Source organism: Mycobacterium sp. TY815, assembly GCF_030755135.1.
Classification (GTDB): domain Bacteria; phylum Actinomycetota; class Actinomycetes; order Mycobacteriales; family Mycobacteriaceae; genus Mycobacterium.
In genome coordinates this window covers 96,288-115,234 of sequence record NZ_JAUFRX010000004.1, presented here as the reverse complement: position 1 = coordinate 115,234, position 18,947 = coordinate 96,288, and the positions used below count along the sequence as shown (strand labels likewise).

General features: G+C 62.1%; 17 protein-coding genes. 9 read left to right on the top strand and 8 right to left on the bottom strand.

Going from position 1 to position 18,947, the window contains the following annotated elements; genetic code table 11:
- Nucleotides 1-129: 129 nt before the first annotated feature.
- Nucleotides 130-540, top strand: a complete 411-nt coding sequence (locus tag QXK92_RS30485; protein ID WP_050594271.1) for a YHS domain-containing (seleno)protein — start codon at nt 130-132, stop codon at nt 538-540.
- 271 nt (nt 541-811) lie between these two features.
- On the top strand, nt 812-1,393 hold the full coding sequence (locus tag QXK92_RS30480; protein ID WP_050594270.1) for a TetR/AcrR family transcriptional regulator: 582 nt from the start codon (nt 812-814) through the stop codon (nt 1,391-1,393).
- A 3-nt stretch (nt 1,394-1,396) separates the two neighbouring features.
- Here QXK92_RS30480 and QXK92_RS30475 read toward each other — a convergent pair whose 3' ends face one another.
- Both QXK92_RS30475 and QXK92_RS30470 read right to left on the bottom strand, forming a co-directional pair.
- On the bottom strand, nt 1,397-1,948 hold the full coding sequence (locus tag QXK92_RS30475) for an Mpo1-like protein (protein WP_080772724.1): 552 nt from the start codon (nt 1,946-1,948) through the stop codon (nt 1,397-1,399).
- 143 nt (nt 1,949-2,091) lie between these two features.
- Nucleotides 2,092-2,853 carry an alpha/beta hydrolase gene (locus QXK92_RS30470; RefSeq protein WP_080772723.1) on the bottom strand — a complete coding sequence of 254 codons (762 nt, stop codon included), beginning with the start codon at nt 2,851-2,853 and terminating at the stop codon, nt 2,092-2,094.
- Between the two features lie 558 nt (nt 2,854-3,411).
- On the opposite strand from QXK92_RS30470, the gene QXK92_RS30465 reads away from it, so the two are divergent.
- A complete protein-coding gene (locus QXK92_RS30465) occupies nt 3,412-3,879 on the top strand; it encodes a GNAT family N-acetyltransferase (protein WP_033726130.1) in 468 nt (155 codons plus the stop codon).
- Nucleotides 3,880-4,064: 185 nt separating this feature from the next.
- On the opposite strand, the gene QXK92_RS30460 is transcribed toward QXK92_RS30465, so the two are convergent.
- Nucleotides 4,065-4,781, bottom strand: coding sequence for a superoxide dismutase (locus tag QXK92_RS30460; protein WP_275532061.1), 717 nt, complete (start codon nt 4,779-4,781; stop codon nt 4,065-4,067).
- 288 nt (nt 4,782-5,069) lie between these two features.
- Nucleotides 5,070-6,662, bottom strand: coding sequence for a benzoylformate decarboxylase (mdlC, locus tag QXK92_RS30455; RefSeq protein WP_033726129.1), 1,593 nt, complete (start codon nt 6,660-6,662; stop codon nt 5,070-5,072).
- Between the two features lie 589 nt (nt 6,663-7,251).
- Between mdlC and mtr the strand changes: the two genes are divergently transcribed.
- From mtr to QXK92_RS30435, 4 genes are all read left to right on the top strand, one after another.
- Complete coding sequence (gene mtr, locus QXK92_RS30450) at nt 7,252-8,631, top strand: mycothione reductase (RefSeq protein WP_033726128.1); 1,380 nt, start codon at nt 7,252-7,254, stop codon at nt 8,629-8,631.
- A gap of 920 nt (nt 8,632-9,551) precedes the next feature.
- Complete coding sequence (gene istA / locus QXK92_RS30445; protein WP_306237251.1) at nt 9,552-11,072, top strand: IS21 family transposase; 1,521 nt, start codon at nt 9,552-9,554, stop codon at nt 11,070-11,072.
- Nucleotides 11,069-11,881, top strand: coding sequence for an IS21-like element helper ATPase IstB (istB, locus tag QXK92_RS30440; protein ID WP_055577415.1), 813 nt, complete (start codon nt 11,069-11,071; stop codon nt 11,879-11,881). Before istA ends, istB begins: the two co-directional genes overlap by 4 nt.
- A 76-nt stretch (nt 11,882-11,957) precedes the next feature.
- Nucleotides 11,958-12,731, top strand: a complete 774-nt coding sequence (locus QXK92_RS30435; protein ID WP_033719499.1) for an SDR family NAD(P)-dependent oxidoreductase — start codon at nt 11,958-11,960, stop codon at nt 12,729-12,731.
- A 53-nt stretch (nt 12,732-12,784) separates the two neighbouring features.
- Here the strand turns inward: QXK92_RS30435 and QXK92_RS30430 are convergent, their stop codons facing one another.
- Together QXK92_RS30430 and QXK92_RS30425 are read right to left on the bottom strand one after the other, a co-directional pair.
- Complete coding sequence (locus QXK92_RS30430) at nt 12,785-13,294, bottom strand: DoxX family membrane protein (protein WP_080772722.1); 510 nt, start codon at nt 13,292-13,294, stop codon at nt 12,785-12,787.
- The gene (locus QXK92_RS30425; RefSeq protein ID WP_241780184.1) at nt 13,291-13,617 is read right to left on the bottom strand and encodes a DM13 domain-containing protein; all 327 of its coding nucleotides are present in this window, start codon (nt 13,615-13,617) and stop codon (nt 13,291-13,293) included. Before QXK92_RS30425 ends, QXK92_RS30430 begins: the two co-directional genes overlap by 4 nt.
- Here QXK92_RS30425 and QXK92_RS30420 point away from each other — a divergent pair.
- Nucleotides 13,571-13,747 carry a hypothetical protein gene (locus tag QXK92_RS30420; RefSeq protein ID WP_306248389.1) on the top strand — a complete coding sequence of 59 codons (177 nt, stop codon included), beginning with the start codon at nt 13,571-13,573 and terminating at the stop codon, nt 13,745-13,747. The genes QXK92_RS30425 and QXK92_RS30420 overlap by 47 nt on opposite strands.
- A gap of 259 nt (nt 13,748-14,006) precedes the next feature.
- On the opposite strand, the gene QXK92_RS30415 is transcribed toward QXK92_RS30420, so the two are convergent.
- A complete protein-coding gene (locus tag QXK92_RS30415) occupies nt 14,007-15,191 on the bottom strand; it encodes a cation:proton antiporter (protein WP_170925511.1) in 1,185 nt (394 codons plus the stop codon).
- A gap of 1,026 nt (nt 15,192-16,217) precedes the next feature.
- Complete coding sequence (locus tag QXK92_RS30410) at nt 16,218-16,676, bottom strand: GNAT family N-acetyltransferase (protein WP_236722393.1); 459 nt, start codon at nt 16,674-16,676, stop codon at nt 16,218-16,220.
- Nucleotides 16,677-17,434: 758 nt separating this feature from the next.
- Here QXK92_RS30410 and QXK92_RS30405 point away from each other — a divergent pair.
- Nucleotides 17,435-18,391: an SDR family NAD(P)-dependent oxidoreductase gene (locus tag QXK92_RS30405; RefSeq protein ID WP_084021953.1), complete on the top strand. Its 957-nt coding sequence runs from the start codon at nt 17,435-17,437 to the stop codon at nt 18,389-18,391.
- Nucleotides 18,392-18,947: the final 556 nt, after the last annotated feature.

Sequence of the window (18,947 nt, the reverse complement as noted above, 5' to 3'; positions counted from 1 at the left end):
CCCGCAGATAGGCACGCCGCACGCGCGCATTTTTCATGAGGCAACGAATAGCCGCTTTGCGCGCATAAAAGGTGAGTCAACGCGGCAGTTGGGCGGCGAGTCCGAACAAATGAACGGAGAAAGAGATCCATGTCCACCCACTCGCGTGCCCTCGTCAACATCGCCGGGGCCAGCGGCTTCGCTCTCGACGGCTTTGATCCGGTCGCTTTTGTCACTGACAACGAGCCCGTCAACGGTGATCCGAGCATCACCGCCGAACATCACGGCGCGCGCTACATGTTTGCCACCAGCGCACACCAGCAGATGTTCAACGCCAACCCGGACAGGTACGTCCCACAGTTTGGCGGCTTCTGCGCATTCGGGGTCTCGGTGGGCGCCCTGTTCCCGGCCGACATCATCAACACCTGGGAGGTGCGAGACGGCAAACTCACGGTGATCTTGAACGCAGGCCTCCGCAGCGAGTTCAATAAGGATTATGACGGCAACCTGGCCAAGGCCGACAAAAACTGGCCCGGCCTAGTCGGCGAGCACGGCAAGTAAGCAGAGGTAACATCTGGCCGGGCTTGGCGGACGTTCGACATGCGAAGGTCTGCGGTCCGCCAAGTCCAGCCCCAGATGTCCTTCGCTCGGCCGAAACGATGGTTGCCCATGAGACAGTTGCCCCACGAGACGGTTTAGGGCACGGGATAGGCCGGTCGCAGTCCATCGGCGGCCATCGATAGCGCTACCGTCATTGCTTGACCTGTGTGTTTGGCTTCCAGTCATAATCGACGCCAAGTTTTGACAACACTCGCAGACATTGTAGGGAGCCATGGCATCGTTTCAGCAATCTCAGCCCGCGCGGCGCGCCAGTGCTGAGCGCACGCGGCGTCGGCTCATCGAGGCCGGACTGCGCATGGCGGAAGTCACCGGCTTGAATGACATGAGCGTCAATGCTGTAGTCCAATACGCAGGCGTCTCAAAGGGAACATTTTTCCACCATTTCAGCGATCGTGGGGCATACCTCGTGTCGCTGCACCGTCACTTCCACGACGCAATGTTCGAGCAGGTGCGGTCCGTGGCGACGACGTTGCCCGCCGGCCCGGACCGTCTTAACCGGATGGCTACGGTGTATCTGGATTACTGCCTCGAGAATCACGGAGTGCGCGCATTGATCCTAGAAGCCCGCGGTTCGCTGGCGATCCAGGATGAGGTGCGAGCGCGTTCGAAGCTCAGCGCAGCGTTCGTCGCGACGGACTTTGCCGCCATGGGCTGGCCGGAGCCCCAGCGAGCGGCCGATTTGTGGGTCGCCGCTGCCGGCGAGTGCGCCCTAATCGAGTTGGAGGCAGGCGGACCCGACCTCGCGACTCGTCGAACACTGCAATATGCGTTCACGCTTCCTCGGCAGGAATGAAGTTCACAGATCCCGGCAAGGCGCGTGCTCAAGACGGTCAACATCGGAGTCCTCGCCAGAGCTCGCGCTCGCTGAACACGTAGCCGGATCACTCCGGCGCAGCGCGGGAAACACCTCGGCAACAATCATCACCGGACCAAGCAACAGATTTTCTGGCCGCCGGGTGAACTGCGGGGCCCTTCGTTCGAAGAATACATGTCCGACGAACTGGACCGCCCACCCAGCTACAAACGTGGCCGCGAAACTCGTTACAGCATAGGCTGTTTCGCACTGGGTCGCCACGGCGTCCGCTATTCCGCAGGAGATCGTGCTAAAGGCGAGGAAGCCTATTCCGGCACGCACAGACCAGCGCGTTACCACCAACGAGGCCGCTGCTACTGCGACGGCCGCCCCGTTGATCAACGTGGCTGCGCCGTGATCAGACATCCGTACCAGGCTGAGCATGCCCAGCGCCGAGATTGCGATCATGGGAATACCGATTGCATGCAACGCCCGATTGGCCGGTGAACGGTGAATCGATTCGTACGACGCCATGATTCTGTTGAAGTCCGTCATTGCCGTTCCTGTACCGTTTCGGCGATGAATTGAGCGAACTCTGCAGCGAATCGGTCGGGTTCCTCCATAAAGGCAGAATGACCCGCGTTAAACTGCGTGACCCGCCTGCGGCGGAACGTCTCAGCGGCGGCTCTGGAACGACGTCACGACACAAATCGGTCTCGTTGGGCCCACGCCAGCCACACCGGCGCCGCCACGTGGGGTGCCAGCGCCCGGAGATCGGCGTCAGGCTCGCCAAAACCGCGCCACGCGTCGGCCAGCAGAGGCGCAGCGGCGCTCCCGGCGCTGATGATGTTGCGACGTTGCTCCTTGGCCGCCGCACGCGGTAGGACGAGGCATCGATAATAAAAGCCGAAAGCTGCTGGGAACCATTTGGCTTCGCGCGCGCCCGCTTCGAAGAACCAGGCCATCAGCGAGGTGGCCAGCCGAGCGGTCCGATCGACCGGCGCCAGTCCACCGGCATTGCATAGCACGACCGCCGCGAACGCCTCGGGCACGGTTGCGGCGGCAATAAGCGCCGCCGCACCACCGATCGAGTTGCCAACAACGATCGGACGCGTCAATTGGAGCCGATCCACGACCGCCAGTGCAAGTTCGGCGAAGTGCTGGGGGCACATGGGTCGGCCGTCGTCGGGTGAGTGGCCGTGCCCCGGCCAATCGACTGCCACGATTTCGAAGTGGTTGCCTAGACGGGAAGCCATAGACGCGAAGTCTCCGCTGCCGTGACCTATCGCGTGCAGACACAACACTGGTACGCCGTGACCCCACCGCTTGATGGCTACGGATGAGCCACAGGCGTCGATGATCTCGACTGGGCGCGCTGCGCCCACGGCAGCTTTTAGAGCAATGCCGGCTGCGAGTCCTCCGGAAGCGGGCCGCGCGCACCTGACCGACTGCCGATTCATAAAAATTCCTTCCCACGCGTTCCCTAAGTGACCGACCAGTCGGTCACTATTCCAGGTCCCGCAAGCTCGCGCAACTGGCCCGCTCCTGCTTTCGGGTCACGCCGGGGACGCCTAAAGGCGGTTCGCGGGGTTAACTCTTCCCGCTCGACGAGGGCAGGGGCGAGGCTCCGCTGTCGCCGCCGACCACGTAGTCATGCAGCCATCTGCGTCGGGTCGAAAGTGGAAGGCTTTGGTCGCCGCGTCGAGTCGGCGCCGGAATAGCACTGCGGGTACGTCGAGCACGGAAGCGTAACGGTGCTCGGCTGCCTGCAACGCTGGGCAGCAGCAATCAGTAATGCAAAGTTCCGGCCTCGGGAGGATGGCAACAGCAACAACGAGTTGTACTGTTGAGTCTAGTCTCTGCTTGCCGTCGATCGTCTCCATCGAAAGGAACATATTGCCCTCTGTAGCAAAGGAACACGCCGCTGCTGCGCAGCAGAGCGGACACGTTCTCGCGACTCGGCCTCCGAGATGGTTAGCGGCCGCGCCGACAAACTATGTGACACTTCGTTACTCACGATGAGCTCTCTAGTGCGCCCGATCCGGCGTGACGACGTTGCCCAAATCAAGCGCATTGTCGAGGCGGTCGGTCTGTTCCCGTCGACGTTGCTCGAGAAGATGATCGAGCCCTACTTCACACGACCCGACAATCGGCAGATCTGGATTGGACACCAAGCCGGTCAATTTCTTGCTGGCTTTGCGTTCTGCGAACCCGAACGAATGACAACCGGTACGTGGAATGTCCTCGCAATCGGTGTCCTGCCGCAGCTTCACGGGCGAGGCATTGGCGCTGAACTCATGGGTCATCTCGAGCGGTCTCTCGCCGATGCTGGTGAACGCATTCTGCTAGTCGAGACATCATCGCTTCCGGAGTTTGAGCGTGCCCGCCGCTTCTACCGCACGCTCAATTACACTGAGGAAGCACGCATTCGCGAGTTTTACGACGACGGCGACGACAAGATCGTCTTCTACAAGCGCCTCGGCTGACGCCCATCAACGGGTAACTGGAGTGACTCGGGACAGCTACGCTCTGTGACTCCGCCCCACCGCTTCCGGCCGCGAGGACGATTTGGATGCCTCGGCGCGGTCGACCTAGTCTGAGAACTCACCCTTACTATCGTGTGTCTCGCCAACACCGCCCCAGCGCGAAGCAATGTCCTTCGGCGTCACCGTCAGAGTTGTTGTTTACCGGCGTTAAAGTTGTCCAGTCGGCGGGAAACGACGTCCCACGCCACAACATTCCACCAAGCGTCCAAATATTCGGCTCGGCGGTTCTGATATCGCAGGTAGTAGGCGTGCTCCCACACATCGCAAGCCAGCAAACCGGGTCGACCGTAGAGCAAGACGCTGTCCTGGTTAGGAAGCGTGAGGATCTCCAGCTTCTTGGTGCCGGGGTTGATCACGAGAAATGCCCAGCCCGAACCGAATTGCTTCGCCGCGGCGGTCGCGAATTGCTCCTTGAATGCGTCAAGACCGCCGAAGTCGCGCTCGAGTGCGTCGGCCAAAGCACCTTGCGGTGTCGTGTCGCGCGGTGGCCCGATCACCTTCCAGAAGAACTGATGGTTGGCGTGTCCACCACCTTGTTCGCGCACGGTCTGGCGGATCTCGTCTGGCACCTCATCGAGGCGGCGGAGCAGATCTTCGATGATCAGTCCGTGCAACTGTGGGTACGGGGCGATCGCGGCGTTGAGTTTGTCGACATAAGTTTGGTGATGCTTGTTGTGGTGCAGCTGCATCGTGGCTGCATCAATGTAGGGTTCCAACGCGTCGTAGCCGTAGGGCAACGGGGGCAGGACGTACCCGGTGAAAGCATCGGCTTGCGTTCCGCTCGACATGGGGTGAACTCCGTTCGTTGACGTCGGATTCCCAAATTTTTTCTGCGCCTGCATCTGCACGGCCAGATCAAGCGTGCGCCTGATGCCGCCAACCTGCCAGTGCCCGGACGGTCACAGCTGACCCCATCGATCGGTCTAACCGCGCGCTATCCAAAAGTTGTAGAGGAGGACCGCTGTGCTGTTGCACAGCTGAGCCGCACCTTACAACCGAAACCGGAGCCGAGACTGTTATCCAACGACACTGCGCACAGCTCGGCGAATCCGGTGCTTCCTCCCAGCTGTAAAACGCTGTGGGACAACCCAGCACGGAACGCATAAGGCTTGTGGCCAGAGCGTGCGTTGTCACGACAGAAGCGGTCGCAGGGTCGGATCGACCCTGACGCTCAACAGCATTGGCCCGTCAGCGGCAAGGGCTTGCTCGAACGCGGAGCGCAGCCCCGCGTACTGTTCCACCCGGATGCCGGGTACGCCGAATCCTTCGGCCAGCTTGACCAGGTCTACGCCGGGTGTATCCAGTCCCGGCTGGTCATGACCAACGCCGAGGTAATCGCCGGATTCCTTGAGAACGGCGTAACCTGCGTTGTCGAGGACTACCACGACTATGCGCGCCTGATGTTGGGCTGCCGTCCATAAAGCCTGCAACGTGTAGAGCATCGCTCCGTCACCGGTTGCGCAAATGACGCGGCGGTCAGGTTGCGCAAGTTGCACCCCTACCGCGGTGGGCAAGCCATTGCCGATACCGCCCACGCCGGCGTAGAAGAAACCTCGTGGCACGGTGATCGGCATTCGCATGTGCATTGCCGAGGCGTGAGAAGACGCCTCCAACACCACGGCACCATCTTTTGGTCGAAGTTCTTCCAGTAGAGCGAATAAGGCGTGCGGTTGTATCGGATCCCCCGTAGCCGGGGTTGGCATGTTGGGTGTTGTCTGCGGCCAGGTGGCAGTCGTTTCCGGCACCGCCTGGGCCAGGGTCGTAAGCGCTAACTTGACGTTGCCCAGCACAGCGTCGCCTGCGGGCGCGCGGGCGGCCTCTTCGGGATCATCGGTGAACAGCAATAAGTCGCTATCTTCGGGCAGGACCGGACCCATGCCTCCCATGTCGAAGTCGAAAACCGCTGCGCCGACCACGACTAGCAAATCGTGATCCTCAAGCCAATGACGGAGCAGTTCCCGGTCAAACACCAAAGCACCGCGAAAGAGTCGATGGTTCTCGGGAAAAGCCGCACGACTCGCGGCCGGCGCGCCGTACACGGCGGCACGCAACTTTTCGGCAAGCGCGACCATCTCATCCCACGCTCCCGCTCGGTCAATCGCGGCCCCAGCGATCAAACAGGGGTTTCTGGCGGCCGCGATACGCCCTGCGGCTGACGCCAATGCCTGCGGGTCAGGCGCAACGCGGGTAGAGACCCGACGAATGACGAGTGGCAACGGGTCTGCTTCGCGCTCCCAATCATCTACCGGCAGCACCAGAAAGACAGGCCCCTGCGGCTCTTGACAGGCGATGTGGATCGCGCGCTGGAAGGCGGCGGGAATGTCCTGCGCGCGTTGAGGTTCGTAGGACCACTTCACATACGGCTTAGGCAGGTCGCGGGCGTCCCGGTTGTAAAAGCCCGGCTCGTAAAGGCACATATCACGGCGCTGCTGACCACAGGTGATGATCAGCGGCGTCTTGTTGTGAAACGCTGTCTTGAGATTGCCCATCGCGTTGCCCACACCTGGTGCATTGTGCAGATTCACAACCACCGGCATACCCGTCACACCCGCATAGCCGTCAGCCATACTGACGACGGCCGCTTCTTGCAGACCTAGGTAGTAGGTGAAATCCGCCGGAAAGTCGGTGAGAAAAGGCAACTCGGTGAACCCAGGATTTCCGAAGAATGTCGTCACTCCGTGGGCTCGCAGCATGTCGTAGGTCCGCTGGCGCACCGTCGGCATCAGAGGTCTCCTCAAACTCACGGGTCCGTCAACCTAGCGCATGCCCGTCGAGATGGCGAGGCCATCACGCGAGCCAACGCGGGCAGCGCGTTGCCGCACTGTACTGATCAGTCTAAGCTACCGTAGCGTATCGGTGGAACGTCCGAACTTCGCGCGCACCACAGAGATATACCGTGTGTCATTGGCCCGACCCCGCAGCCCGATGCAGGATCGTCGGCTTGAGATCGAAAGGTAGGCTGTGACAGCTCTCGCCGCGCGGTCGGTCGCCATGGCAGATCGCCGCGTCGGCCATGCAACAAGCAACGCGAGCATCCACATGCGACCAGTTTCTGCAGTCGGGCATGTCAAAGGGCTACGGCGGATGGATGGATCGGAACGGTGCCGATGAACCGCCCGGCATGCTCGAACGTGCTTCGGTCGGCTGAACGCGCGGAGTGCCGGCCAAACCCGCGTACGGTGTGGCTTTCGGATCCGCACCGGCAGTCCTGCTGCCGTGTGGACCGCTGGCTCGACGAACATCTCAGCAGGCTCAATGACGCCGACGCCTCGGTCCCGCTCGAGAGCCAGTCGGGGAAAGGGTGACGTATCGATGGAGACCTACGATCTCGCGATCATCGGAACCGGTTCGGGCAACAGTATTTACAACGAACACTATGCGGCCAAGCGGGTGGCGATCTGCGAGCAGGGCACCTTCGGCGGTACGTGTCTGAACGTCGGGTGCATTCCGACCAAGATGTTCGTCTACGCCGCCGAGGTGGCCAAAACGATCCGGGGTGCGGCCCGGTATGGCGTGGATGCGCATATCGACGGGGTGCGCTGGACGGACATCGTGTCGCGGGTGTTTGGGCGGATCGATCCGATCGGGCCCAGCGGCGAAGACTACCGCCGGTCGGCTCCCAACATCGACGTCTACCGCAGCCATACGCGTTTCGGGCCGGTCGCTGCCGATGGGCGTTATCTGCTGCGTACGAACGTCGGCGAGGAGTTCACCGCCGACCAGGTGGTGATCGCCGCAGGTTCGCGACCGACGGTTCCGCCGGCAATCACCGCCTCCGGGCTCAGATACCACACCAGCGACACCATCATGCGGATACCCGCGCTGCCCGAGCACCTGGTCATTGTCGGAAGTGGTTTCGTAGCGGCCGAGTTCGCCCATGTCTTCTCCGCCCTAGGTTCACGCGTGACACTGGTGGTCCGGGGCAGTTGCCTGCTGCGGCACTGCGATGACACCATCTGCGAACGGTTCACCCGCGTGGTGGCGGACAAGTGGGAACTGCGGACCCACCGCAATGTCGTTGGCGGACAGAATCGGGACTCGGGTGTGTCGCTGCAACTCGACGACGGAAGCATCCTGGATGCGGACGCGTTGCTGGTCGCAACAGGGAGGGTGTCCAATGCCGACCTGCTGGACGCAGAGCAGGCCGGAGTCGCCCTCGAGTACGGCCGCGTCGTCGTCGACAAATTTCAACGGACCTCCGCCCGTGGGATTTTCGCACTCGGCGACGTGTCTTCGCCGTTTCAGCTCAAGCATGTCGCCAACCACGAGGCCCGTGTCGTGCAGCGAAATTTGCTCTGCGACTGGGATGACACGGGGTCGATGGCCGTCACCGATCACCGGTTCGTTCCGTCGGCGGTGTTCACCGATCCCCAGTTAGCCAGCGTCGGATTGACCGAAAACCAAGCCGTGGCAAACGGGTTCGACATCTTGGTCAAGATCCAGGACTATGGCGCTATCGCCTACGGGTGGGCGATGGAGGACACCACCGGACTCGTCAAGCTGATCGCCGAGCGCAGCACCGGCCAGCTGTTAGGCGCGCACTTCATGGGCTACCAGGCGTCCTCGCTGATTCAGCCGCTGATCCAGGCGATGAGCTTCGGCCTCACCGCCCACGAGATGGCCCGCGGCCAGTACTGGATCCACCCCGCGCTGCCCGAAGTGGTGGAGAACGCCCTACTGGGGCTGAGCTGACTCCCTCCCGGCACCCTGGGCGAATCCTAAAGTCTTGGATTGAAGGTCGGCTCGACTGCGTCATTGTCCAGCGGCAGGATGGTAGAGCGGCGCCGGCGTGTGCTGGTAATCCTCTGCGAGGATTGACAAGCCGCGGGCTGGCATCGAGCCGACCCAATAGCGCAACGCCTGCCAGCAAGCTCCGTGCAGTAGGTCGAGAACTGCTGGGGGATGCTGCGGTTTCCACGCTCCGTCCGCGAGGCCGCAGTGCCATGAGGCGCTGACGTCTGGCAGGCCGCCTACACCGACTCGCCGCCGGCCCCGTCTTCACCCGAGGCGATGCTGTCACCACATCCTCAGGAATTAGGAGAAGTATTGCGAGGGCGCCTGGAAACCAACTCGGACTGCTCAATTCTCCGCCGGAACCGACGGACCTGTCCGGATGGGCAGGGTCAAGCCCGGTTGTCTGACGGTGGCGGGGGCTCAACGTACAGGCGATGGTGCAGGCAGTGTTTGTGGGAAAGGCTGAAGTGGTGGCTGAACAGCGAAGGGCCTCGGGAGCACGCCGTTTCCAACACAGAGCCGAAGTCTGTGAACACACCACCGCGCGCGACTTCGGCGATCAGAAGGTGGCCACGCGTAGTGGCGGCCTTGCGTCTTTGCGCGATGGGTTCGGCACCTCTAGCGGTGGGTACGCCAGTAGTCTTGCCGTGCGGAAGGATTCCACGAAAGTTGTTAACACGAAGGTGTCAGTCTTCGCCGATCTACAGGGAGTTCTGCCCATGGCCATGAAAAAGTACCCACTGGTGGCCAAGTCGAGGTATCCGTTTTTGGCCGGGTAAAAGTATCCACCCCGTGTTCGTCGTGTCGATCAGGAACTGCGGGCCCCGATGGTGACGGTGAAGGCGCCAACCAATCGCCATCACCACCGGGGAGTTCCATTGAAGTCTGCGAAGGACCGCATGGACATCATTTCTGCCTACCAACAGCTCGGGTCGTATAGGGCCGCCGCGGAGGAGTGCGGCACCACTCACCGCACCGTCAAGAAGGTCGTGGACAAGTTCGAGGCCGACCAGGCCGGTGTGCCGCCGCCACCGCGGGCCCAACGGGCGCATAACTATGATTCGGTGGCCGATCTGGTCGCTGAACGGGTCGCGAAGTCACATGGTCGGATTTCGGCCAAGCGGCTGCTGCCGAAGGCCCGGGCCGCCGGATACAGCGGTTCTGACCGTAACTTCCGCCGTCTCGTTGCAGAGGCGAAAGCGTTGTGGCGCATTAGTAATCACCGTGGCCGGCGGCCAGCGGTGTGGGAGCCGGGTGAGTATCTGGTCATAGATTGGGCCCAAGTCGCGCCGGGGTTGTTCCTGTTCTGCGCGGTGTTGGCGTTCTCGCGGTGGCGCTTCGTGCGCTTCGCCAGCGACCAACGTGCCTCGACCACGTTGGCGTTGATCGCCGAAGCTCTGGCCGCGATCGGCGGGGTCCCGGCGCGGGTGCTCGCCGATCGGATGGCCTGCCTCAAAGGCGGCGTCGTGGCCAATGTCGTCGTCCCTACCGCGGACTACGTGCGACTGGCCGGCCACTACGGGTTCGCCCCGGATTTCTGTCACGCCAGCGACCCGCAGTCCAAGGGGATCGTGGAGAACCTGTGCGGCTACGCCCAGGACGATCTGGCCGTACCGCTGTTGACCGAGGCCGCCGTCACCGGGCAACCGATTACTCTGCGCGATGCCAACGCCGCAGCCAAAGTGTGGTGCGCGGAAGTCAACGCCGCGACCCATTCAGAGATCTGCGCCATCCCCGACGAACGCCTGATCGTCGAACGTGAACTGCTGCAACCGCTCCCGTCCCTTCGGTTGCAGATCGGGGCACCCTCGGTGCTGCGCAAAGTCGACCGACTGTCCTGTATCCGGTACGGGTCGGCCCGCTACTCGGTGCCGATGCGGTTGATCGGCACCACGGTGACCGTGGTCGTCGACCACGGCGCGATCGTCTTGCTCGACCCCGCGACCGGGGTGGTCGTGGCCGAACACCAACTCGTCGCCCCCGGTGGTGTCTCGATCCTCGACGACCACTACGACGGACCCCGGCCGGCACCCAGCCGCGGGCCACGCCCGAAGACCACGGTGGAAAAGCAGTTCTGCGATCTCGGTGAGGATGCGCAGGCGTTTCTGGTCGGTGCGGCGGCCATCGGCAACACCCGCCTGGCCTCGGAGTTGGAGATCCTGCTCGCCCTGGGCGCTGCCCACGGCCGCGACGCCCTGGTCGGTGCGCTGCACCGGGCGGTGGCGTTTCGCCGGTTCCGGGCCGCCGACGTGCGTTCCATTCTGGCCGCCGGCACCGGCACACCCCAGCCCCGCCCGGCCGGCGACGCGCTGATCCTGGACTTGCCGGTGGCCCCGACCCGTTCCCTAGACGCCTACAAGATCACCCCGGTCACCTCCGACGGCGAGGTGATCTCATGACCACGCCGCCACCGGTGACCGCCACCGAACCCGTTGCACCACCATCGGTTCCGCCGCTGGCCGCCGATCTGGACGCCGGGCTGCGGCGGTTGAAGCTGGCCGCGGTGCGGCGCACTGCACCCGAAGTCCTGATCACCGCCAAGACCCAACGCTGGACCCCCGAGGAAGTGCTGCGGACCCTGGTCGAGACCGAACTGGCCGCACGGGATGCCTCCAACGTCGTCAACCGCCTCAAAGCCGCGGCGTTCCCCGTCCCCAAGACGTTGGACAGCTTCGACGTGGCCGCGTCCTCGATCCAGCCGAAAGTGTTCGACTACCTGTCGAGTCTGGAATGGGTTCGAGCGCAACACAACCTGGCGATCATCGGCCCAGCCGGCACCGGTAAGTCTCACACCCTGATCGGGCTGGGGACCGCCGCGATCCACGCCGGGCACAAAGTCCGCTACTTCACCGCCGCCGACCTCATCGAAACCCTCTACCGCGGCCTGGCCGACAACACCGTCGGCAAGATCATCGAATCGCTGCTGCGAGTCGACCTGATCATCCTCGACGAACTCGGATTCGCGCCCCTAGACGACACCGGCACCCAGTTGTTGTTCCGCCTGGTCGCCGGCGCCTACGAACGACGATCACTGGCCATCGGCTCGCACTGGCCCTTCGAGCAATGGGGTCGGTTCCTACCCGAGCAGACCACCGCCGTCAGCATCCTCGACCGCCTGCTGCACCACGCCACCGTCGTCATCACCGACGGCGACTCCTACCGCATGAAAGACGCCAAACACCGGAAGGAGCGGCCCACACCAACCTAGGAACTACCGCACGGGGTGGATACTTTCAACTGGCCACCAGCGGATACTCCAACTTGGCCATTGACAAGTTCGAGCCATGTCGCATTCTGGACGGTTGACAGGAAAGCGTGCGTTGGTAACCGGTGGCGGCCGGGGTATCGGTGCCGCGATCGCGCGACGCTTAGCAAGCGAGGGTGCACGAGTCGCGGTCAATTACGTGCGTGATGCGGCCTCTGCTGAGGCATTGATCCGTGAGCTGGGCGGGGGTGATCGGGCGCTTGCGGTCCAGGGCGACGTAAGCGATGCTGCCCAGACCGCTGATCTGGTTGCTCAGGTAGTGGCGGCGTTCGGCGGGTTAGACCTGTTGGCTAGCAACGCTGGTGTCGAGCATTTCGGGCCTTTGGAATCAATTACGCCGGTCGATGTAGATCGAGTGTTTCACGTCAATGTTGCAGGGCAGCTTTTCGCGACCCAGGCGGCGGTCGCGGCGATGACGCAGGGCGGCCGCATCTTGCTCACCTCGTCGATCAGCGCTCGGATTGCGGTGTATCAGCACACGCTGTACGCAGCCAGTAAGGCCGCGGTTTCAGCGATGGTGCTGAATCTGGCGCCAGAACTGGCCGAACGCGGCATCGGCATCAATGCGATCGCCCCAGGAGGTACGAACACCGACATGGCAGCCAAGCACGCCGCAAGCTACACACCGCCAGTGCTGCGCGACTTGGCGCCCGAGGTCGTCGTTAAGTCAATGAATTCGCTGGGCCGATGGGCCGAGCCGGCTGAAATTGCCTCGGTCGCAGCATTTTTGCTCTCGGATGACGCGTCATACATCACAGGAGCAACCATCGACGCCGCGGGCGGCTGGATGTAGGGCGCGGCTATCGCATCAAGCCCGGGGGCATCACGCTTGGCATCGAAGGACCACTACAGCCAGCGTCGCAGTGGTCCTTCGATCAGTCGTTGCCCGCGCTGGCGACGATGCAGTGTCCGTACCACTAATGATGTGGCGGACAGGCGCGTTGACTGAGCTGGCCACGCGATGACGATCGCGGAAAGCGCTGCCATAATTGGATATTGAGCAATGAGCTGGTCGGAGCTCCAGTAGGAAAGTAGGGTCAGTATCGAGCCCATCGCCGCAGGCAAGCTGAGCACTCCGACAATCAGCGCGATTCCTAACGTGGTTTCGAGTAGCGGAATCATTACCCCGAACAAGCCTGCGTTGTCGCGAAGCACCGATTCCGAGAGAGCTGTGAAGTAGTCGGGGACCCTGCTATTGGCCTTCGCGCCGTCGACAACGAGCAAGATGTCGGCGCGACCAAAGTGTGCGCGATATTTGAACCAGCCCTCGTGCAGCCATAAGATGCCTAGCGCCGCCCTTGCCGCGCCGAAGGCGATCCATGCCAACAGCGCGGCAGGGCGTGCCTGAGAACTCATGAGAGCGTGGCGGCCCCGAAGGATGCCTTGGCCTTATCGCAGTGAATCACTACGGTGGTGTACTTCGATTCGTCGAGGCCGCTGAGCGGGAATGTCTGCGAACTCTTGTCGAAAGCGACGCTGGCGATCACCTTGCCCGCGGCGACGGCGCTCTCGTCAGTGCCATTAGCCAGGTAGATGTGCAAATCCGGCCCTTCGTCGGAGGAAAAGTTCGACAACACGATCTGGCCGTCGGTCACTGTGACTTTGCCCGCAACCTGCTTACCGTTGAGCCCGGTGAATGTGCCTGAACGCGACGCGGCAGACCCTTGGGGAGCCGTCACGCTCGACTGGGATGACGAGCTCGATTGGCCCCCTTTGCTCGAGGAACTGCATCCACTTAACAGCAGGGCTACCGACAACAGTGCTGCGGAGATGAGTGCGGTCAATCGCATCGTGAAGTCCTTTCGGTGAGCGCCATAACGACAGCAGCCTATATGTACTTATCGGTACAGGGAAGCTTGTCGCCGAAATATCCTGCAACCGTGTGGGTGTGTGTGACATCGGTCAGGGTTCCCAACCATCAGGGCTCGCGGGCTGGCGGCGACACCGTGCCGCGACAGCTGTGATGAACGCGTGCTGTGCGATTTCGGAGCTGCGGGTGTCGCGGCGCGCGGTGATTGAACGACCAGTAGGTGTATGTGTGCCTGGGGCCGCACCGAGCAACAATCGATCAGGGAGGTCGGTTTTGGTCGGGGCTCCCTGGTCGCCTGCGCAAGCGTCGACGTCGAGGGCCTGATTGGGGCAGGGCCAGCAGCCGCAGCGCTATCGGTGGAAATGTTAGGACGGACAACATCCCCGCGCCTGCAACGGCGGTGGATGTCGACCGAGACAATAAACCCATCTGCAGACCAACTTGGGCGGCTGTGAGAAGAAATGGCAGCGAAGTTGCCTGCAATAGGGCAGACGCGAGCAACTGAGTTTTGGATAACTCCTGCCAGAACACGACGACAGGCAGACCCCGCACCGCCAACAGTGCTGCGAGGAACAGAGCCATTTCCGCCAGGGTCGCGGGCTGCTGTGTCAAGCCTTCCACGTCGAGCGCCATTCCGCTGCGGATGAAGTAGACCGGCACGAGTAGTCCAAAGGCGATCGCTTCGATCTTGATGCGATAGAGCGGGTGGGCACGTTGGGGTTCGGGGTCGACGGTACGGACCAGCACCCCGGCCAAGAATGCGCCGAGGATCGATTCGAAGCCCAGACGTGCTGCCGCGAAGGCGATTCCCGTCACCACCAACACGGTAAGACGAATCCGGATTTGGGCGCTGGTATCAGCGAGCCGTTGAATGAGAAAGACGAGGCGCGAAGCATGTCTGGCACCTGCTAGAACTGTGCCGACTCCGCCGACAAGGGTCAAGAGCAAACCGAGAAGGAGCAGTCGTCCGATGAGGGGGGTCGGCGATCCGGCCACCCCTAACGAGAACGCCACTACTGCTGCAACTTCGCCGGCGGACGCGCATGACACGGTGATGACGCCTACAGGTTGGCGGGCCACCGCAGCGTCTGCCAGGACGGGCACTACAACTCCGAGCGAGGTCGCCAGCAGGGCTATACCGACCAGAAGGCTGCCCTGACCGATCCTCGCATCCATCGTTACCATCGTCGCGGCGCTGAGCAGCATCGAGATGAGCAACGACATCATCACCTTGGGTCCGATCCTCGTCCTGAAGCGACGCACGTCGACTTCGAAGCCGGCCAAGAACAGTAGGAACGACAATCCCAACGTTCCCAGCGTGTTTACCAGTTCATCCGGCCTGGCCCAGCCGAGCGCCGCAGGACCAATCAAGATACCGGCTAGCATTTCCAGGACCGGTCCGGGCAGTCGCAACTTACCGGTCATGGTGTAGACGAATGGCACGACGGCCCCGAAGGCCAAGACGACCACCAGATTGCTCGATATCACAGACCCTACCTATGGCCTAGGGCAGCGGAGCTTCCGCCGTCAAGGGGTGAATACCAGCCTCGGTATTCACGACTGATGCAAAATTTTGACTACCACAACAACATCTTCGACCGCGAGACCTATTGTACTGTTAGGTACATTTAGGCGGGCTGGTGAAATCCGGCTCGCCAGTGCTCGGCAAAAAGGTGGTCGCGCATTAGTCCGATCGAGTCGGCGCTACATGAGTCTGACGATCAGGTACCTGCAGGCGGCTTACGAACTTCACCAGCGATGGTGTAAAGCCCCAATTCGGCGGTGGCATGCGTCGCCACGATCGCGTCAACGGGCCGCTTTCGGATGATATGCCGGGTTATCCAAAGTCCGTTCTGCTTGGGGTCAGCCTCTGGTGTGCCGCCGGGCGGCCCCGGTGCCGAGAGCCCTGCCGATCTGGGCCGTAGCGATCGGACCATTTAGCACTACGCGAAACAAGAGCTCATCGAATGCGGTTGGCTGTCCGACCTCGACCGGGCTGAGCAGGCCGAGCCGACGGCAATTATCGAGTCCGTCTCGAGTAGAACGCAAACGGAGTTGCGCAACCGCCATCGGTGGAGGACGCGTATCGAGTCGGCCAACGCGATCTTCGAGTTCCAAGAGAACGTCCTAAAGCGCCAACGGCGTCACTCCGCGCTCGGCATACGCACTCCGAGGGAGCTCGAACTGCTCCTACAATCCACCGACCCCGTGGCGTAAAACCAAGTATGACAACACCGTTGAGCGTGAGCGCGGGATAGACCAAATTCTCCGGGGAAACCAGGACAACCAATCGGATCGTAAGCCGCGACTTTGCCGAAGCTATCGCAGCTAATGGCAAACGATTCGCCCGGCATGATTGGGTACATCACCTGCGCGTCGGAGAGGCCTCTAGCTGCACGCCGCAGCATCAACACCCTCCGGATCCGAAAGGTCTGTATGAAAAATAGATTTCGCGGACTGCGGCATGCCCTACCGGGTGAGGTCCCGGGTCAATACTTTTCGACCCTGGTCGGCAAAATTCCTCTTCGCGTAATAGCTGACAAGATGCGCGACGTCGTTGGCCTTCGGCACTACGACCACTTCGAGGGCCTGGCAACCGCGAGACCGAGCCCAATCGCAGCTGTCGTCAATGAGCGCGGTCGCGACTCCCGATCCCCTTGAGGCCGGTGCGACGAACAGATCCTCAAGTTCAGCGATAGCACCATATTCAAGCCCGAAGCTAAGGGTTGTGATGGCAAAGCCAACGATGTCGTGCTGCCGGCCCGCCACGGCGACGCGGGCGGCACGGCTGTGCAGCAGAAAGGCCAGGTTGTCACGGAGCTGTGAAACCGGCGTCGCAAATCCGTCTTCGAGGTAGAAGGCGGCAGCCAAGGTCAGCAGGCGCGTAAGCTCGGTCGAGCCCGCCGCGCGGATGTCGAAACCAGTCATCATGCGCCTCGCAAGGGTGTATGCCAGTCATATCCGCTATCGCGGCTCTGCCCGCCGCGCAAAGATGCTGCTTGACAACGGTAGTGCAGTTCACTGTGTACTGCGTACTGTGGCGGGGAGGAGGGGCCATAGCGGCATTTTCGCCGCAGAGCAGGCAGACATCCTAACGCGCCAACGAAGCTGATCTGACAAGTTATTACTGCAATGCGAACCCAGTCAATGTACCAAAGAGTACACTTAATGTGCCACCCGAACACGAGCAAATCGACCGACGATGCGCCGTGAAACTTTCTCGCGCACTGATTTGTTGGCGTTTCTTGCGTCCGCCCTCCGCAAGATGCGGTCCAGTGCACTGCTGCGTCGCGACTACCACGCCCGACCTCACCGCGGTTGTGGGGCGGCTCCGATGAGCATCGGCACTCAAGGGACGGGTCATCAGAGCATTACACCTCCGGGTTGATCGGGTTCATTGCCCCGTCACAGCCCGGGTCGACCAAGCAGAACAATTCTGATCCGCGGGATTCGTTGTGCAACAGCGACTCCGACTGAAGGAAGGCGTGAATTGCAGTGAGCGTAGACCTGTCTCATTCGGGCTGCCATCGCAGGTCCGGATCGAATTCCCTATCTCGCAATGATCGTCTTCGTCACGATGTGTCGGCTGTCACGTCCATGTGGGAAGCCCACCGACTGCGCCTCGCAGTGTACCAAAGCGTACAGTACAACTATGACCGTGCCGAGCTTGAAAGGATACGGGCGACGTGACGTCACATCTCGCAGCAGTACTAGTTACCGGGGCAAATACGGGATTGGGTAGGGAAGTGGCGCGAACGCTCGCTCGCGTCGACGGCGTCGAGCGCGTCTACGTCAGCTGTCGATCTGAGGAAAAGGCATACAAGGCCGCCGATAACCTGGGCCGGATAGCCGGCAGGCAGATCTATCAACCGCTGATGATGGATCTCACTGAACTTAGGTCGGTGACCGCTGCGATCGACGGCATCGATGACTTTGTGGACGGCATTATCATGAATGCTGGCGGAACCGGGGGGCCGACGCCGAACGCGCGGACGACCGCAGGCGTTACTCACATCTTCGCGGCAAACGTGTTGGGACATGCCGCTTTGCTAGAGGGGCTGATGCAGCGCGGGGCGTTCGGCGGCACTGCCGTACTCGTCGGCAGCGAGGCGGCCCGCGGTGCGCCGAAGCTGCGTATCCCGAGACCGATTTTCCACGTGGGCTCTGCCGCCGAGTATTCATCCGTTGCCGACGGTTCTTTCTGGTCGCGTGGCGGCAGCGTGATGTCGGCATATGCCGCGGTCAAGCATGTCGGCGCCCTCTATATGAGCGCAATGGCGCGACGGCACCCAGAGTCGCGTCTGCTCACCGTCAGTCCCGGCAACACGGCGGGCACCGACGTCCTCCGGGATATGACGCCGATCGTGCGGCTGTTGATGGGCGGGTTGCTCATGCCTTTTGTCCTGCCTGCGTTCGGCATCGCGCACACGCTTCAGACTGGGACCCAGCGGTTGATCCGAGGGCTGATTGACGACGCACTGCTCAGCGGCGGGTTCTACGCGAGCCCGGCCAGCGCCCTGACCGGACCGCTAACTGATCAAGCCAAGATTATGCCCGACTTCGCAGACGAAGCACGCCAGGACGCCGCGATGGAGGCGATACACCGTTTCCTTTCGCCCTCGCCCACGGCGTCAGGTGTTTAGCCGCTGGACGCATCTGGACTGCATGCCGTCGCGCGGCTACGGGCGCAACGCTCGAGCCGCGCTTGGCGGCAACACGTGGACGCCAAGGCGTCGATCAACTCATCGTCTGAGCTTGGGCTGCCACGCGACGGCGACGGTGCTGTGCGGCAGTTTCAGGAGGCGATAGGTGATCCCGGGCTGAGCGTAATACCCTGCGGCCGAGTCACAGGCCGGCGAGTCCATGGCCTCTTGGAACGGCTGCGAAACACATCGGCTCCGTCATCAAGGCCTCCATGCGCAGTTTGTTCACGGCGGGTACCGGCAGCCGCGCCTAAAGGCCCGTCGCTGATCGGTTCTCTCCGAGCAGTTTGCGGCGCATTCCGGCGCGGAAGGAGTCTCCGGTGAGGTGAGGGGAAGGACTTTTGCGCGACGAAGACTTGCAACGAATTCCTAATCGTTGCAGCATGAACCGTCCGCGCTGCCCCCATTGGCACCCGGCTGCAACCCGCTACTCCGGCCGCATCACGCGTTCGACCAAGAGTTGTCTGTAACATCTGAAATTGTTGAAGTCTTTTCT

Excerpts from the sequence above, each read along its gene's own strand:
- QXK92_RS30435 (WP_033719499.1), top strand. The coding sequence starts at position 11,958 with ATGTCGCATTCTGGACGGTTGACAGGAAAGCGTGCGTTGGTAACCGGT.
- QXK92_RS30470 (WP_080772723.1), bottom strand. The coding sequence starts at position 2,853 with ATGAATCGGCAGTCGGTCAGGTGCGCGCGGCCCGCTTCCGGAGGACTC.
- QXK92_RS30410 (WP_236722393.1), bottom strand. The coding sequence starts at position 16,676 with ATGACTGGTTTCGACATCCGCGCGGCGGGCTCGACCGAGCTTACGCGC.
- QXK92_RS30475 (WP_080772724.1), bottom strand. The coding sequence starts at position 1,948 with ATGACGGACTTCAACAGAATCATGGCGTCGTACGAATCGATTCACCGT.
- istB (WP_055577415.1), top strand. The coding sequence starts at position 11,069 with ATGACCACGCCGCCACCGGTGACCGCCACCGAACCCGTTGCACCACCA.
- QXK92_RS30480 (WP_050594270.1), top strand. The coding sequence starts at position 812 with ATGGCATCGTTTCAGCAATCTCAGCCCGCGCGGCGCGCCAGTGCTGAG.
- QXK92_RS30460 (WP_275532061.1), bottom strand. The coding sequence starts at position 4,781 with ATGCAGGCGCAGAAAAAATTTGGGAATCCGACGTCAACGAACGGAGTT.
- mtr (WP_033726128.1), top strand. The coding sequence starts at position 7,252 with ATGGAGACCTACGATCTCGCGATCATCGGAACCGGTTCGGGCAACAGT.
- mdlC (WP_033726129.1), bottom strand. The coding sequence starts at position 6,662 with ATGCCGACGGTGCGCCAGCGGACCTACGACATGCTGCGAGCCCACGGA.
- QXK92_RS30430 (WP_080772722.1), bottom strand. The coding sequence starts at position 13,294 with ATGAGTTCTCAGGCACGCCCTGCCGCGCTGTTGGCATGGATCGCCTTC.
- QXK92_RS30465 (WP_033726130.1), top strand. The coding sequence starts at position 3,412 with ATGAGCTCTCTAGTGCGCCCGATCCGGCGTGACGACGTTGCCCAAATC.
- QXK92_RS30485 (WP_050594271.1), top strand. The coding sequence starts at position 130 with ATGTCCACCCACTCGCGTGCCCTCGTCAACATCGCCGGGGCCAGCGGC.